A 16,312-nucleotide genomic window follows, 5' to 3' on the forward strand; every position below is an offset into this window, starting at 1 on the left:
TCTTAAAGCATAAGACAGGTAAAAAGGCAGGTAAACTTGAAGGTATTATACCGTTTTTTAAGTCAGCGTTTGTTTTGGCTGGCATGGCTTGCTTTGGTGGCTTTAATATTCAGCCAATTATTAGGACGACACTATTGGCAGTTAGAGCTTTTTAGCCATTATCTGCCCCATGTTGCCACTTTATTATTGTTGGCAAGTTGTTTTTATCCAGTCCATCAAATTGGCTTATTATCTCAACATATGCGATTAGCCATTCGATTAGGCTTTGGTGTGGTTGGTGCGGTTTTATTACTGCTAAGTTTACAGCCCATATCCACATTAACACAACGTTTTAATGCTGATTCTAATCTTGCAACCACCACCATTGCACCACTTACAATTGCTTATCAAAATGTCAATATTAGCAATCAACAAGCCAAGCAAACGTTGGCACAGCTAACCCAGTTTGAGCCAGACATACTGATTTTACTTGAGGCGGGTGGGGAGCGTTGGCAACAACCATTAAATGCACTGACCACTCAAAACTATTATCCTGTGCATTGTCAACATGATGAAGACAGTCCGTTTGCCATGCAGGTTTTTATCAAGCAAGCTGATGCCCGTTGTGAGGTAATGATGTTTGCTGATTTTCCAGCGATTAAATTTACCTTATCCAATCAGCGCACCATTTATGCCATTCACCCACCACCACCGATAAACGCAGAGTTGGCACGTGCCAGAAACCAGTATTTACAAGCGCTAAAACAGTATATTTCAACCTTGTCAACACAAGCTGATTTTTTAATCATTGGTGATTTTAATTTATCTGCGTTTTCTCCTATTTATCGAGATTTTATCGCTGATAGCAATTTACAAAGAACCACGCCACGAGGATTGCCCACTTGGTTGCCTTTTGCCATTTCCATTGACCAAATATTAATTAACAATAATCAAAGCGTGACAAACTCTAATAGCATTGAGATTCAAACGTTAGATTGGCTGGGCTCTGACCATCGAGGGTTTCTCATAATGTGGTATTGATAGATATAAAGCCATCACCAAACTGTCATCATTTAGTCAATTTTTTGTCACCTTCTCTTCGTATCCTTGCAAACGTTTCTTTAAAACCAACTTATGCAAGGTAGAGTGATATGACCCAGCAACTTCCAGAGTTTCATGAGCATTGTGAAGATTCAAATAAGTCAAATAACCGTGAATTTAGCGATGTTTTACAAAAAAATCTTAACCGCCGTAGTGTATTAAAAGGAGGAACAGGTCTAACTGCAGCAGCATTTTTTGGTGCTGTGCCATTGGTTGGCTGTAAAAGTGGGAGCAACTCAACACAAGGCGGTGGACAAGCTCAAGCTGACAATCAAGCTGCTGTGACTGCCAGTGGTGATTTAACCCGACCAAAACAGCTTAACTTTACTGCAGTTGCTCATTCTACCGCCAATGAAATGAGCGTTGCTGAAGGCTATCAAGCAGAGATTATTTTGCCATTAGGTACGCCTTTGGTATCAGGGATTGCTGATTGGCAAGACAACCGTAAGCAATCTGGTGAGTCATTTATATATCGTATGGGTGATAACCATGACGGTATGTGGTTTTTTGGCAAAAATAGTGATAAATATGACCCCAAAGCCTCTGACACTGGTCTATTGGTAATGAACCATGAATATGTCAATCCAGAAGAGCTTAGCCCAAATGGCTATTACACCATCAAAGACAAAAACGCAGCTCCGATTTATCAAAAAACTCGTTTAGCCAGTGACATTCGCCGTGAGGTTAATTGTCATGGCGTTGCTGTGGTTGAGCTAAAACGCCGTGCCAATGGTCAAGGCTATGAGATGGTTAAAAACTCTAAATTTAACAAACGTTACACCAGTGCCACCGAGTCTGTTTTATCAGGTCCTGTGGCAGGCTCTGATTGGGTCAAAACCAAATATGACCCAACTGGTTTTAAAACTCGTGGTATTAACAATAACTGTGGGGCAGGCTTATCACCTTGGGGAACGTATCTAACCACTGAAGAAAATTTCTATGGTGTTTTTGCACGTGGTGAGGATGCAAAAATTATTGGTGAAAGACAAGACCTATCACGTCAGCGTTATGGGATGCCAGAGGGGTTTTCAAGTACTGGTTATTTATGGCACACAGGCAAAAATAGTGACGCCAGTTTCCCTGATGAATTTGCTCGTTGGGACATCACCGCCAGTGCTACTGACGCTACTCAAGATTTTCGCAATGCCTTTAATACCTTTGGTTATATCACCGAAATTGACCCATTTAATCCGCACTCCTTAGCAGTGAAACGCACCGCACTGGGTCGCTTTGCTCATGAAAACTGTGCTTATGCTCCTGTAGAAGAAGGTAAGCCAGTGGTGTGTTATATGGGTGATGACTCACGTGGTGAATATATTTACAAATTTGTCTCTGATGCCAAGTGGTCAAATGCAGACATTGGTGGTGGTCATAAAGCAGGGGATAAATACCTTGATAAAGGTACGCTATATGTTGCCATCTTTAATGATGATGGTACAGGGGAATGGAAAGAGCTGACACACGGTAAAAATGGCTTGGATAATAGCGTAGAAAAGTTCCCATTTAATAGCCAAGCGGATGTTTTAGTCAATGCTAGACTGGCAGCAGACTTAGTGGGTGCAACTCGTATGGACAGACCAGAGTGGGTATCGGTTAGCCCCATCACTGGTGAAGTGTACGTTACTCTAACCAATAACAAATATCGTGGCAATCGTGATGACATGCCAGCCGATGCAGCCAACCCTCGCTCTTATAATAACAGAGGTAAAGCACGTGGTAATGATAACGGACATATTATCCGTTGGGCACAGAGCAACGGCGATCATACCAGTACTACGTTTGCATGGGATATTTATCTATTTGCTGCCCCACATGATTTAACAGATGAAAACTTATCAGGACTCAATGCGAATAATGACTTATCTTCACCTGATGGACTGTTTTTTGACCCACGTGGTGTGCTGTGGATACAAACTGATGATGGTGCTTATACCAAAACCACCAACTGTATGCTACTAGCTGCCTTACCGGGTCAGGTCAATGATGGTAAAGAATTGACTGCATCATCAGGCACAAAAACTCGTGTCGGTATGCAAGCAAATGATAACAACATCAAGCGTTTCTTTGTTGGTCCTTCAGGCTGTGAAGTTACTGGTATTACCATGACGGCTGACTTTAAGACCTTATTTATCAATATTCAACATCCGGGTGGCAACTGGGGTGCCGTTGCTGGTGGTGAAACCCCTCGCTCTGCAACGGTAATGATTACTCGTAAAGATGGTGACGTTATCTTGGCTGAGTCTTTGCAGAAAAAGTCTTAAATACCTAAACCTAGTAAATAAGAAGAACATAATCATAAGGGACTAACTATAAAAAACTTACAAACATAAAATAACTAACACAAAATGATACTAAAATAAAAACCCTACACCATTACAGTGTAGGGTTTCTTTTATTGCTTATATTTAATTAAAAGCTTTTTGGAACTTCTTTTAATTAAAACTCTTTAGTAAAACCAACAGTAAAGGTACGTGGCATATTTGGACGCGCACCATAAGGTGTACGGCTTACAATAGCACGTTTATCAGCGATGTTTTCTACTTTACCAAATACTGTTGCACCATTACCTAAAGGATAATGTGTTGCTACATCCATAGTAAATAGAGAGTCAGTTTTGCTACGTGGCTCATTGGTACGATCACAGCCAACTGATTCACACATACTACCAATATATTTAGCTGTTAGGTAAGTATTCCAGCCATTATCCATCTCAACACCAGTACGAACACTGGCTTGATTTTCTGGTACTAATGTCAAGCGATCACCTTTTTTATTGCTATCATAGTCAGAAGACAGCTCAGCATTGGTATGCGTAAAGGTTGCGCTTAATGGAATGGTATAGCCTTGCATTGGGAACTGTGTACCTGCTGTTAGCTCTAAACCAGCAATCACAGCAGAGTTACCCAATTTTTCACTACCAGAGGTTTTACCATTTGAACATGGATTATTTACAGAACAACCTTGGCTAATACCATCAAAGTCACTATAGAAACCAATCGCTTCGGCATAGTTGTTACCGTTGGTATATCGTGCGCCTAGCTCGTAGTTCACACTGGTTTCTGGTTTCTGGTCAGCTTTACTATCAACATCCACACCTAGAGGGATAAAGCCTTTATGCACCCCAGCCAATACTTGCAAGTTATCATCGATTTGATACGTTCCTGAAATACCGGGCAGAAGGATAGAGTCTGTATTGCTCTTCAGCTTACCAGCTTGTGGAGTTTGCTTACGTGTACCAGTATAACGGTTTTCTTCAGTTTTGATATTTTCATAACGTAATGCAAGGTTTAGCGTTAATGGGTCAGTCACTTGCCAAGTATCAGTTGCCCATAAGCTAAAGGCACGCGCATCTTCAGTGCGGTTATCACCACCACCCACATTGCCATTATTTGTGCCTTTATAGACCAAATGACCATTGACTTGGTCAAATGTATCAACTGGCTGATAACGCTCAACGGAATCTTTATGATAGCGTGCACCCACATTGATATTATGAGTACCCAAATCAGTAAACAAATCGGTATTTAGGTTGGTTTGGATACCATAGCTGTCATAATCACGGTCATTGGCTTTAACTTTGATGCCAGCCATATCTTCTTTACCATGTAGCTGGTCAGCAGTCACTTTACCAGCATAGTAATCTTTGATTTTATTACCCGCTAACTTATACCAGTTACGATGGGTTTTATTATAGTAAGCAGTGGTACGCAAATCAGCATTTTCATTAATTGCCCAGTTATGGGTCAAATTAATACCAGTATGCTCATTTTCCATTTTGTCTTTTGCAGACATTGGATAGCGCATATCTGGGTTACGAGCAAAATCTTCATCTGTTATACCCAAATATGTTTCATCACTGGTTTTTCTTGAGTGTTGCACTTTTGCAAATAAGCTATGCTCTGGTGTCACTTGATAGCGACCTTTTAACACATAGTCTTGGTTGGTGTAGTCACCAATATCACTGCCATTAATTTCTTTAAAACCTTTACCGCGTGTTTGTACAGTTTCAATAGAGCCCGCAAAGTCACCTTCACGACCACCAATATAGGCATGAACATCAACACCACCACGGTCATTGATAGAAGCTTTTACTTTACCACCATTTTGGCTTGGGATTGGTGTGGTTAGATAGTTAATCACACCACCTGTGGTTTGTGGGCCATAGCGCAATAGTGGCGCACCTTTTAGCACTTCAACGCTAGACATACGCGCTGCTGTTGGATGATAGTAAGCTGCAGGAGCGGCATAAGGTGCTGGTGCGATAGGCACACCATCTTCCATTAAGTGAACTTTACTACTACGTCCTGCCACACCAGCACGAATACTAATATTTGGACGCAATCCTAGTCCATCTTCTTCAGAGACATAAACACCAGGAATGGTCTTCATCACCTGATTGATATCAGTAATTTGTTCGTTTTCTAACTGTTTACTATCAACGTAGTAGTTTGAACCTGCCAATTTGCGAGCATTTTCTTTACTACCAATGACAACGATTTCATCCAACACAACTTCAGGGGCATCACCTGTGACTACCTCAGCCTGTGCTTGGACGGCATACATTGATAATACCAATGTTGACAATGTAAATAACGCAGAAGATTGACGAGACATAAAAAGTGCTCCAATAACCTAGGTAAGATACAAATCACTACCCGTAATTTATATCACTTGATTGTTTAAAAAACCTACAAAAACATTTAGTTGAAATACTTATGCAACCTAGTGTTACAATAAGTGTTTCGATTATAACAATAAGCATTATCATTTACAATACCTTGATAATATTAAGATTATTAAAAAGTAATTTTGTAAGCCAGTTAGAAAATATAATTATATACAACAAAAAATCCTCCCAAGAACTAATAAAAATTAATAAGTGTTTTTTATAACAATATCTTGGTAAAATCATCTAGAGCTAATGGCTGAAACAATTTAGACACAAAGAAAAAATCAAAAAAATAATATGAAGCATAAAAAAAACAATACCCAAAAAAATAAGGATATATTTCACAATAAATAATGAGATATATCCTACTTAATTATTTACATCAGTATTGTAAGGTTAGGATAATATTAAAAAAAAATTTATTTTTTTTGGCTTATTAATACCACCAGCTGTTGTGCAATCTCATTTTTACTTGCTTTACTCAGATGGACTGGCTGTTGTTGATACTTATCTGCAAAAAATACCGTCATGGCATTATTATCACTGGCAAAACCAATATCTGAGCGGGAAACGTCATTACACGCTATCATATCCAAGTTTTTAGCAACTAATTTCCCATGTGCATATTTTTCAACATCTTGCGTTTCAGCAGCAAAACCGACCATAAAAATCTCAGGATGTTGCTGCGATATGGTGGCTAAAATATCAGGGTTTTTAACCAGCTCTAAAGTCATGGCACTTTGTGTTTTTTTGATTTTTTGTGGTGCAGCTTCACGAGTGCGATAATCTGCAACAGCAGCAGTAGCAATAAAAATATCGACTGGATTTTCAGTATGATGGGTAACTTTTTGCGCAACTTCCAACATATTTTCTGCCGAAGTTACATTAATGCGATTGACCGCAAAAGGTGTGGGTAAATGAACATGCCCTGCTATTAAGGTTACGGTTGCACCTGCATCACGACAAGCACGCGCTAATGCAAAGCCCATCTTTCCTGTAGAATGATTCGACAAATAACGCACAGGATCAATCGCTTCAAGTGTTGCGCCTGCAGTAATGACAACATGTTTTCCTGCCAGTGTTTGTGGCATGCTATAGCGTTTGATGTGATATTGAATATGTGCCAATAATGCTTCAGGCTCAGGTAGTCGCCCCGCACCCACATCACCACAAGCCTGCTCACCACTATCAGGTTCAATGAGGTGATAACCATAATCCTGTAGTCGCAGTACATTAGCTTGTACTGCCTTATTCGCCCACATTTGCTGATTCATCGCTGGTGCAATCAAAATCGGTGCTGTCGTCGCCAAACAAACTGTTGTTAATAGATCATCTGCCATACCTGATGCTAAACGAGCTAACGTATTTGCCGTTGCAGGTGCAATAACAATGAAGTCAGCCCACTTTGCCAGTTCAATATGCCCCATTCCTGCTTCAGCTTGCTCATCCAATAGCTCACTATGTACCAAATTACCTGTAAGTGCTTGTAAAGTTAATGGTGTGATAAACTCCATTGCACCTTGAGTCATAATCACGCGGACATCATATCCTGACTTAATCAATAAACGAGCAAGATAAGCAGATTTATAAGCAGCGATACCACCGGTAATGGCTAAAATAATCCGACTAATATTAGGCTGACTACTATCTGTATCATGGCTAATATGTAAATTTGTATCTGGCATGAAAAAAAGCACCTTAAAAATTTGTTGCTAAAGACAAAATATGATTACAATCAAAATGGGACTTATGGTAACAATTTTGCTGGCAATTGGGTAACGTTTTCATCAGTACATTTATTTTATCTTGAACAAGAATCCTGAATATGGCAATTAAAGACTGGCATGAAGATGACCGACCACGAGAAAAACTACTCAATCTAGGCGCTGAGCATTTATCTGATGCTGAAATATTGGCAATATTTTTGCGTACAGGTACTAAGACACAGTCAGCCATTGAGCTGGCACGCTCATTAATTGCACATTTTGGCAGTTTGGCTGAGCTACTATCAGCACCTGCCCAAGATGTCTTGGCACAACATGGCATGGGCGTAGCAAAATATGCCCAAATTCTGGCCAGTTTAGAAATGGGCAAACGCTACCTTGACAGTACCTTAAAAACTGGTAGCAGCCTTAACCGCTCACAGGCAGTCAAGGACTATATTCACACGCAGCTGCGCCGTGAAAATCGAGAAGTTTTTGCGGTATTATGCTTAGATAACTCACTAAATCTCATTAACTATGAAGTATTATTTATAGGTGGTATCAGCGCTTGCTCGGTATGTATCAAACAAGTATTACGTCATGCGCTCAGCCATGCAGCCAGCCAGCTTATCATTGCCCATAATCATCCTAGAGCTGATACCACACCATCGGTAGCAGATAACCAACTCACTTCAGATTTGATGCAAGCCTGTCGTCTTGTAGATATACATTTAATTGATCATATCATCGTCAGTCGTAACGAGACACTTTCTTACGCTGAACATCATCTGCCTCCTTTTGTTTAATAGTTATTTTTTATACTTTCCATGACTTTATGCTTCCATGACTTGATGAGTAATTTGGCATTCGTTATTTTTACATTCAACAATCTAACAATATATCTTTATATCTAAGTATTCATAATTAAATGCGTTATTAATACGCATTTCTAACCATTCTTTGACATCTTGTAATATTTATTCTCTTGATTATAAACGACAGTTTGCCTACTCTATCTACATAATCATAAAATCTTTCGATATGATGTCAGGATTTATATTAATATTTGTTTTAAATTTTATCAGAAAATTTCTTATTATCTATTAAAGAGGAAGGCATTATGACCGTACCAGCACTTCTTGGATTTTTCATTCTTGCCGTTTTATTGCAACTCATTGTCCTATTACTGGTATTTTTAGTCGGTTTAGGGCAAGTATCTGGCGCACTGGTAGTCATTGTGGGCGCAGTAGTAGCTGCCTTTATTCAGCCTTGGTCGCTACTGCTTGGTCTACCCTTGATACTTGCCAGCTTGGTGGTACTTATCGCACCTTTACGTCAGGCACTGATTACCAAACCTGTGTATAACATGCTGGGCAATGCCATGCCGAGTATGAGCGATACTGAGCGTGAGGCGCTAGATGCGGGTACAAGCTGGTGGGAAAAAGAGCTGTTTATGGGAGCGCCAAACTGGAATACTTTTGCCAGCTACCCTTACCCTACGCTATCAGCAGAAGAGCAGTCATTTATTGATAATGAAGTCGAAACACTATGTGGCATGCTTGATGAATGGCAGATTCATCATCATGATAAAGACTTATCGCCCCAAGCATGGCAATATATCAAAGACAACGGATTTTTGGGGCTGATTATTCCTAAAGAATACGGTGGGCGAGACTTTAGCTCATATGCGCAAAGCCGTATTATGAGTAAAATCGCCTCACGCAGTCTAACAGCAGCCGTGACCTGTATGGTGCCAAACTCGCTCGGTCCGGGTGAGTTGCTCATGCACTATGGTACTCAAGAGCAAAAAGAGCGCTGGTTATATGGCTTAGCAAAAGGTACAGAAATCCCATGTTTTGGTTTGACTGGCCCTGAAGCTGGCTCAGATGCGGGTGCAATTCCTGACACAGGTGTTGTCTGCTATGGTGAGTATGAAGGCAAGCAGGTGCTAGGTCTGAATATGAACTTCTCTAAACGCTGGATTACCCTAGCCCCTGTGGCAACGGTTGTTGGGTTGGCATTTAAGATGTATGACCCCGAAGGTCTACTGGGTGACCCAAACAAAACAGACTACGGTATTACCTGCGCCCTTGTCCCTGCTGATTATGACGGTGTGGTTACTGGCGCACGTCACAACCCTGGCTCACCATTTATGAATGGTACTGTGGTTGGTAAAGATGTGTTTATTCCTCTCGACTTTATCATTGGTGGGGTGGAAAATGCAGGTCGTGGCTGGCGTATGCTGATGGAGTGCTTGGGTGTGGGTCGTGGTATTTCACTACCTGCATTATCAACGGCAGCAGGTGAAATGGGCTACTTAACTGTGGGTGCATTTGCCAAGTTGCGTGAGCAGTTTAAAATCTCTGTTGGTAAATTTGAAGGTGTTCAATCAGCAACCAGTGATATTGCCAGTGATGCTTATATGCTAGAAGCATTTCGCCATTTAGTCACGTGTGGACTCAATCAAGGTGGTACACCTTCGGTGATGACTGCCATGGCAAAATACTATGCTACTGAAACCATGCGCGGTGTGGTCAATCATGGTATGGATGTTGTGGGTGGTCGTGCCATTCAGCTTGGACCTCGCAACTTCTTAGCCTTACTATATCAGGCTATTCCTGTATCCATCACTGTAGAAGGCGCAAATATCCTTACTCGCTCACTGATGATATTTGGGCAAGGTGCGATGCGCTGTCATCCTTATCTATTTGATGAGCTACAACTGCTCCAAAGTGATGATAAACAACATGCCTTAGAAAAGTTTGATGACTTATTCTTTAAACACCTTGGCTATACATTTAATCGTGGTGCGAAGTCATTCGTTGCAGGTTATGTTGGTGGTAGCAGTCATGCACCAAGTTTTGCTGACAACTTTACCCGTCCTTATTACAAAACCATTAACCGTCTGAGTGCCAACTTTGCTCTAACCGCAGACATGGCATTGGGTCTATTGGCAGGGGATTTAAAACGTAAAGAGATGCTCTCTGGACGCTTGGCAGATATCCATTCGCACCTATTTATCATGAGTGCTATTTTGCAGTTCTATGCCAACGGCAGTCAGTCTGCCAGCGAGCAACTACACGCCCGCTTAGCCTTAGAAAAGTCGCAATATATCATTCAAGAAGCATTCTTTGACTTCTTTGCTAACTTCCCGAACCGTCTGGCAGCCAAGCTAGTGAAGTTTGTTACCTTCCCAACAGGTCGTATCTTTGAAAAACCAAGTGATACGCTCAAACGTCAAGTTGGTGAAGCCATCATGACTGACGGTAAAGACAACCCATTCCGTGAACATCTTAAAACATTGGTCTACTACTCAACAGAGCCCAACTGTGCGACTGGACGTGTTGAAAATGCCTACCAGACGTTACTAAAAGTTGAGCCTATCTGGCAGAAGTTTAAAAAGGCAGAATATAAAGGTAAGTTTGCGGGCTTAACCTTTGAAGACCATGTTGTCGATGCGGTAAAATCGGGGGCGTTAAGCGAAGAAGAATCCGAACAACTTATCCAATATAATGGCATCCGTTTTGATGCTTTATTGACCGATGTATTTGATGAACACTTAGAGACAGCGCAACCACGCTATAATCCGCATACACTTGAAAATGCCGTTCATAACCTTACAGACTTTGCTGACAAAGAAGCTCATAACCCTGTTACACCACCCATTGAAGAAGCGACGGGTGTTGAAAATACTGCTCATGGTTATGAAGCAGATGGTGACATCAAAACTGTAGAGGAACAACAAACCAGCACGGAAAAAGTCGACCAAGCAGACTTTGCTGAGGCTGATGATCCTCGTGCGCAAGTACTCGCCCATCGTCAACGTGATGCAGAAAGCGTACTTAATGAGCGCATGCAAAAAAATCATAAAAACATTGATGATGCTGATAAGTAGCCTTAATAGCTAAGTATCTTTTAGCCATACTTTGCAACATCAGCACAACTAAACGTTACTTGATATCTTTACGCAAATGCCCACAATAGCTGGGCATTTGCTTTATGCCACTTTGAATTTACTAGCATATTCTTTTAACATACTGTTTTAATAAGATTTTTATCCCTAAATTCATATCAATAACAGAATCAAACATAGGTCATACCCATGAAAAAACTTGATGATTTTCATCTAAAAATTCAGCAAATTAAGAAAAAAGATTATCCACAAATCAAAGCATTAATGGATAAAGTCTATGCTGACTTAGGTGGCGCTTGGTCAAAAACCACCATCAATACCTTAATCGATTCCTTCCCTGAAGGACAAATTGCCCTTTTTGACCATGAGCAACTCATTGGTATGGTGCTATCCATGCGGGTGGATTATCAACGCTTTTCTAATCCCCATACCTATGATGACCTAATTGGACAACGTGAAATCATTCAAGATAACCCTGACGGTGATACCATTTATGGTTTGGATGCTTTGATTGACCCAGACTACCGAGGCTACCGTTTGGGTCGTCGTCTATATGATGCACGTAAAGAGTTATGCCGTCAGATGAACTTTCGTGCCATCTTAGCAGGTGGACGTATTCCTAATTACTACAATCACCAAGACCTCTCACCTGGAGAGTACATTGATGCGGTAGAATCACGTGAAATCCACGACCCCGCCTTATCATTTCAACTCTCAAATGGCTTTATTGTCAAACGGATTTTGACAGGCTATCTGCCTGATGATGCACAGTCAAAAGGCTTTGCCACCCTTTTAGAATGGGCAAATATCTACTATGAGCCACAAGACTATCAGCCCAACACCCGTAAATCTGACGTGCGCATTGGTGGTATCCAGTGGCAAATGCGTGAAGTCGAGTCACCTGAAGAATTGCTTCAGCAAGTGGAGTTTTTTGTCGATGTGATGGCAGATTACAACGCTGATTTTGCCTGCCTGCCCGAGTTTTTTAATGCACCACTGATGGGATTGTGTGAATCCACTGACCAAAACGTCGCCATTCGCTTTTTAGCAGACTATACCGAGTGGTTTAAAAATGAGATTTCACATTTAGCAGTGAGTTATAACGTCAACGTTATCACTGGCTCAATGCCTCTACTGGATGAAAATGACACCTTATACAATGTCAGTTATCTGTGTCGCCGTGATGGTACGGTCGAAGAGCAACGCAAAATCCATATTACCCCACATGAGCGCAGTGCATGGGTGATTGAAGGTGGTAATAAAGTACAAGTATTTGAGACCGATGCAGGGCGTATTGGTATTTTAATTTGCTACGATGTGGAGTTCCCTGAGCTTGCCCGTCTACTGGCATTAGAAGAGATGGATATTTTATTTGTACCATTCTGGACAGATACCAAAAATGGCTATCTACGTGTCCGTCACTGCGCCCAAGCCCGTGCCATCGAAAACGAATGTTATGTGATGATTTGTGGCTCAGTGGGCAACCTACCACAGGTTGAGAGTTTGGACATTCAATATGCCCAATCTTCTGTATTCTCACCATCAGACTTTGCTTTCCCACACGACGCCATCATGGCAGAAACCACCCCAAATACCGAGATGATTTTCTTCTCGGATGTGGACTTGGACATGCTCACCCATGTGCGTAATGAAGGCTCAGTGCATAACCTAAAAGACCGCCGTGATGACTTATTCACCTTAAAATGGAAGAAAAAAGCCAAAAAACCAGTCAGCAAAAGCAGTAAAGCTGAGCTAAAAGAAAACTCACCAAGTGTACTTGAAGGTGAGCCATTACAAGGCACTGCTGGGCGAGCAAATAAGCCACACTAATTATCTATAGAGATAAAAAGTTATCACTTTTCTTTGGATAAGTAACAAGTATCCTCCTTTACAATAAGGGGGATTTTTCATTCATTATAAGTGTACAATATTTATGCAAATACAAGCCAAAAATTTCCGCTCATCAAAAGCCTACTCATGGCTAAAAACCATCCTTAGCTATTTACTGATATTTATAGTGATTTATAGCATTGTCAACTGGTGGCGACAACCTGTGATGCCAGCCAACCCACAGCTTGAGCTAACCGATTATCAAGGGCAAACAGTGGATATCAATGCACTCTCACAGCAGTCACCTGTACTGGTGTATTTTTGGGGCAGTTGGTGCGGTGTGTGTAAACATACTTCACCCACCATCAATACACTGGCAAATGACAGTAACTATCCTGTGGTGACCATTGCGGTACAGTCAGGCGATAATAATGAGCTTGGGCAATATCTGCAAAATAAAAACTTTACCTTTACCACTATTAATGATGAGGAAGGAACAATTTTTGCTGATTGGCAAGGGCAAGTTACCCCTTCGTATGTCATTTTAAAAGATGGTGAGATGAAGCAGGGCTTAACAGGAATACAACCGCTTTGGTCGTTAAAGTTACGGCTGTGGTTAAGTGGGGTGGTGTAAAATGAGATGTTGAGAAAGAAGTTCAAGTTCATTAACATCAACTTATCACCAAATTAAAAGAAAACTCTTTATGCCATCACTTTTTCAGAAAAATAGCCTTTTTAGCATCAGCTTATCATCATTGCTATTTAGTCCAGTTATTGCAGCTGAGCAAGGACTGACTGAGGCTCAACAAGCACTGGATATGATGGACAGTCCATAACAGCAAGTCCATTTACTGTTATCACTTAATCATTCATATAATGGATTGACTATGTTATCGACTAGCAACAAATCTACCTTTTTTGTCATTAATCTATTACTATCACTGAGCCTAATAACACCAAATTCTCTTTTTGCTGAGTCTTCTATTATGACTGAATCTAAAAACACAGACCTTCAAAGATTAGCTGAACAGGGCTTTTCTCCTGCTCAATATAACTTAGGATTTATGTATGAACATGGTGAAGGCATACCACAGTCATATACTGAGGCAGTAAAATGGTATCGCCTATCTGCGATGCAAGGTTATCCAGATGCACAACTGAGTCTTGGTGTCATGTATGAAAAAGGTCATGGTGTACCACAATCTGATATGGATGCAGTACATTGGTTTCAAAAAGCCGCAGAACAAGGTCATACAATTGCACAATATAATTTAGGTATTATGTATAAAAGTGGTCGAGGTATTTCTCAATCCTATACTCAAGCATTTCAATGGTTTCAAAAAGCAGCTGAGCAAGGACTGGCTATTGCACAGTTTAATTTAGGGGTAATGTATGATAATGGAGAAGGCGTATCACAATCTTATGAGCAAGCAATAAAATATTATCAAAAAGCAGCCGAACAAGGACTTGTCGATGCTCAATATAATCTAGCAAATATATATGAGAATGGCGATGGTGTACCACAATCATATACTGAAGCAATCCAATGGTATCGACAGGCGGCTGAGCAAGGTCATATTCAAGCCCAGTACAATTTAGCCTTAATATATGAATATGGTCATGGTGAAACTCAATCTGATACTGAAGCAGTTAAATGGTATCGGCAAGCAGCAGAACAAGGTGATATTCAAGCTCAATATAATTTAGCAATAATGTATGCTAATGGTCGAGGTATTCCTCAATCTGACACAGAGGCAGTAAAATGGTTTCAAAAAGCAGCTGAGTATGGATTAGCTGAAGCTCAATATGACTTAGGTGTTATGTATCTTGATGGTCGAGGTGTTACTCAATCTGACACAGAAGCTGTAAAATGGTTTCAAAAATCGGCTGATCAGGGATATAAAAAAGCTCAAAATGCATTAGAGTTTCTAGAGAACTAACTCCCACCACCCACCCCAACATATCAAACATCTCCTATGACTCAACACTCCTTCTCCCCTACTCTTTATACTTGGCTCACCGCAGATGGCTCACTGACCACCTTGTTAGAAGCCAAAGCAGGGCAATCGCTACAGGTAAAGCGGACCTTTGAAGGCTACCGCCCCTTGAGCTTGTCACAAAAAAAACAACTTGGTATGACAGGCTATCAGCTGAACCGACCATTGATGGCGTGGGTGCGTGAAGTGCAGTTATATGGCAACAGCCCAAATGCTTGGATATTGGCACAAAGCGTCTTTCCCATCACTTGCTTGCAAGGCAATGCCAAACGTCTGCAACAGCTTAAAGATACACCCATTGGCTATGTATTATTTGACCGTCAGCCCAGCTTACCCAATCAACGCAGTATTGAGCAAACCGAGCAAGGCTGGCGACGGCAAACTGTCTATGATTGGTATGGGCGAATATTTATGATTAGTGAGACGTTTTTGCCAGAGTTTTTAAAGTAACTTTCTTGTTAAATTGAACATATAATTAATAGCAAAGTGATAGACGTTAGGTTTTATAAAATGCTATAGTAATTTTGCTGAATAAAATAGGATAAATTTTATGAAAACATACATCAAGATTATCAACAAAAAATCTATAGCTATGTTGATGATAAGCACATTAACAGCTGTTTCTAGCCAAGCACAAGCAGGCTTTTTGGATAGCCTATCTTCAGTACGTGATAGCATAAGCGCCATTGGTCATACAGCAAACACGATTACTAACAGTAAAAATGCTGTAAGCAATCTCGGTCAAGAGATGGGCATTGGTAATCAGAATAATCAACAACAGGCTCAGCAAAACACGGAGGTAAGTACTCAAGTTGCAGTTGGTGCTATTTTGCAAGGTAAACTGCAAAAAACCACACTATATTCTGCTCCTAACAAGACCTCCACACCAGTTGCCATTCTTAATAAAGAAGACGTGATAGTATATATGGGGCAAGCTCAGGATGGATATTATTTGGTACAAAGTGATTTTGGTGAAGGTTGGGTATCCTCGCCGATAGTAGATGTACAATAAATAAATGATACTCTGATATCTGCTCATATCATGATACAGGCTCACGATAACGTGAGTCTTTTTTACATTCAAAGGCTTGTTTTTCATGTTAAACTTATCAGTAAGTCA

The 16,312-nt window shown here is 40.7% G+C and carries 12 protein-coding genes; 10 read left to right on the forward strand and 2 right to left on the reverse strand.

Going from position 1 to position 16,312, the window contains the following annotated elements; genetic code table 11:
* The first annotated feature begins 36 nt into the window (after positions 1 to 36).
* Both FHK88_RS06800 and FHK88_RS06805 read left to right on the forward strand, forming a co-directional pair.
* The gene (locus FHK88_RS06800) at positions 37 to 1,020 is read left to right on the forward strand and encodes an endonuclease/exonuclease/phosphatase family protein (RefSeq protein WP_227429981.1); all 984 of its coding nucleotides are present in this window, start codon (positions 37 to 39) and stop codon (positions 1,018 to 1,020) included.
* A gap of 110 nt (positions 1,021 to 1,130) precedes the next feature.
* Positions 1,131 to 3,341, forward strand: a complete 2,211-nt coding sequence (locus tag FHK88_RS06805; protein WP_227429982.1) for a PhoX family protein — start codon at positions 1,131 to 1,133, stop codon at positions 3,339 to 3,341.
* 175 nt (positions 3,342 to 3,516) lie between these two features.
* On the opposite strand, the gene FHK88_RS06810 is transcribed toward FHK88_RS06805, so the two are convergent.
* The gene (locus tag FHK88_RS06810) at positions 3,517 to 5,694 is read right to left on the reverse strand and encodes a TonB-dependent receptor family protein (RefSeq protein WP_227429983.1); all 2,178 of its coding nucleotides are present in this window, start codon (positions 5,692 to 5,694) and stop codon (positions 3,517 to 3,519) included.
* 474 nt (positions 5,695 to 6,168) lie between these two features.
* The gene (gene coaBC / locus FHK88_RS06815; RefSeq protein ID WP_227429984.1) at positions 6,169 to 7,434 is read right to left on the reverse strand and encodes a bifunctional phosphopantothenoylcysteine decarboxylase/phosphopantothenate--cysteine ligase CoaBC; all 1,266 of its coding nucleotides are present in this window, start codon (positions 7,432 to 7,434) and stop codon (positions 6,169 to 6,171) included.
* A 140-nt stretch (positions 7,435 to 7,574) separates the two neighbouring features.
* Between coaBC and radC the strand changes: the two genes are divergently transcribed.
* From radC to FHK88_RS06855, 8 genes are all read left to right on the forward strand, one after another.
* Positions 7,575 to 8,258, forward strand: a complete 684-nt coding sequence (gene radC / locus FHK88_RS06820) for a RadC family protein (protein ID WP_227429985.1) — start codon at positions 7,575 to 7,577, stop codon at positions 8,256 to 8,258.
* A gap of 314 nt (positions 8,259 to 8,572) precedes the next feature.
* On the forward strand, positions 8,573 to 11,347 hold the full coding sequence (locus FHK88_RS06825) for an acyl-CoA dehydrogenase (protein ID WP_227429986.1): 2,775 nt from the start codon (positions 8,573 to 8,575) through the stop codon (positions 11,345 to 11,347).
* A 207-nt stretch (positions 11,348 to 11,554) separates the two neighbouring features.
* Complete coding sequence (locus FHK88_RS06830; RefSeq protein WP_227429987.1) at positions 11,555 to 13,195, forward strand: carbon-nitrogen hydrolase family protein; 1,641 nt, start codon at positions 11,555 to 11,557, stop codon at positions 13,193 to 13,195.
* Between the two features lie 103 nt (positions 13,196 to 13,298).
* Complete coding sequence (locus FHK88_RS06835; protein ID WP_227429988.1) at positions 13,299 to 13,829, forward strand: protein disulfide oxidoreductase; 531 nt, start codon at positions 13,299 to 13,301, stop codon at positions 13,827 to 13,829.
* A gap of 70 nt (positions 13,830 to 13,899) precedes the next feature.
* Positions 13,900 to 14,031: a hypothetical protein gene (locus tag FHK88_RS14160; RefSeq protein ID WP_264480629.1), complete on the forward strand. Its 132-nt coding sequence runs from the start codon at positions 13,900 to 13,902 to the stop codon at positions 14,029 to 14,031.
* Between the two features lie 51 nt (positions 14,032 to 14,082).
* Positions 14,083 to 15,135 (forward strand): SEL1-like repeat protein, encoded by a 1,053-nt coding sequence (locus FHK88_RS14350; RefSeq protein ID WP_319800160.1) that lies wholly within the window; start codon positions 14,083 to 14,085, stop codon positions 15,133 to 15,135.
* Positions 15,136 to 15,171: 36 nt separating this feature from the next.
* On the forward strand, positions 15,172 to 15,642 hold the full coding sequence (locus FHK88_RS06850) for a chorismate--pyruvate lyase family protein (RefSeq protein WP_227429989.1): 471 nt from the start codon (positions 15,172 to 15,174) through the stop codon (positions 15,640 to 15,642).
* A gap of 100 nt (positions 15,643 to 15,742) precedes the next feature.
* Positions 15,743 to 16,204, forward strand: a complete 462-nt coding sequence (locus tag FHK88_RS06855) for an SH3 domain-containing protein (RefSeq protein ID WP_227429990.1) — start codon at positions 15,743 to 15,745, stop codon at positions 16,202 to 16,204.
* Positions 16,205 to 16,312 lie beyond the last annotated feature (108 nt).

Source organism: Psychrobacter sp. I-STPA6b (assembly GCF_020662265.1).
GTDB lineage: Bacteria > Pseudomonadota > Gammaproteobacteria > Pseudomonadales > Moraxellaceae > Psychrobacter.

Coding starts and splice junctions, on each gene's coding strand:
- FHK88_RS06805 (WP_227429982.1), top strand. CDS start 1,131: ATGACCCAGCAACTTCCAGAGTTTCATGAGCATTGTGAAGATTCAAAT.
- FHK88_RS06810 (WP_227429983.1), bottom strand. CDS start 5,694: ATGTCTCGTCAATCTTCTGCGTTATTTACATTGTCAACATTGGTATTA.
- coaBC (WP_227429984.1), bottom strand. CDS start 7,434: ATGCCAGATACAAATTTACATATTAGCCATGATACAGATAGTAGTCAG.
- radC (WP_227429985.1), top strand. CDS start 7,575: ATGGCAATTAAAGACTGGCATGAAGATGACCGACCACGAGAAAAACTA.
- FHK88_RS06825 (WP_227429986.1), top strand. CDS start 8,573: ATGACCGTACCAGCACTTCTTGGATTTTTCATTCTTGCCGTTTTATTG.
- FHK88_RS06830 (WP_227429987.1), top strand. CDS start 11,555: ATGAAAAAACTTGATGATTTTCATCTAAAAATTCAGCAAATTAAGAAA.
- FHK88_RS06835 (WP_227429988.1), top strand. CDS start 13,299: ATGCAAATACAAGCCAAAAATTTCCGCTCATCAAAAGCCTACTCATGG.
- FHK88_RS14160 (WP_264480629.1), top strand. CDS start 13,900: ATGCCATCACTTTTTCAGAAAAATAGCCTTTTTAGCATCAGCTTATCA.
- FHK88_RS14350 (WP_319800160.1), top strand. CDS start 14,083: ATGTTATCGACTAGCAACAAATCTACCTTTTTTGTCATTAATCTATTA.
- FHK88_RS06850 (WP_227429989.1), top strand. CDS start 15,172: ATGACTCAACACTCCTTCTCCCCTACTCTTTATACTTGGCTCACCGCA.
- FHK88_RS06855 (WP_227429990.1), top strand. CDS start 15,743: ATGAAAACATACATCAAGATTATCAACAAAAAATCTATAGCTATGTTG.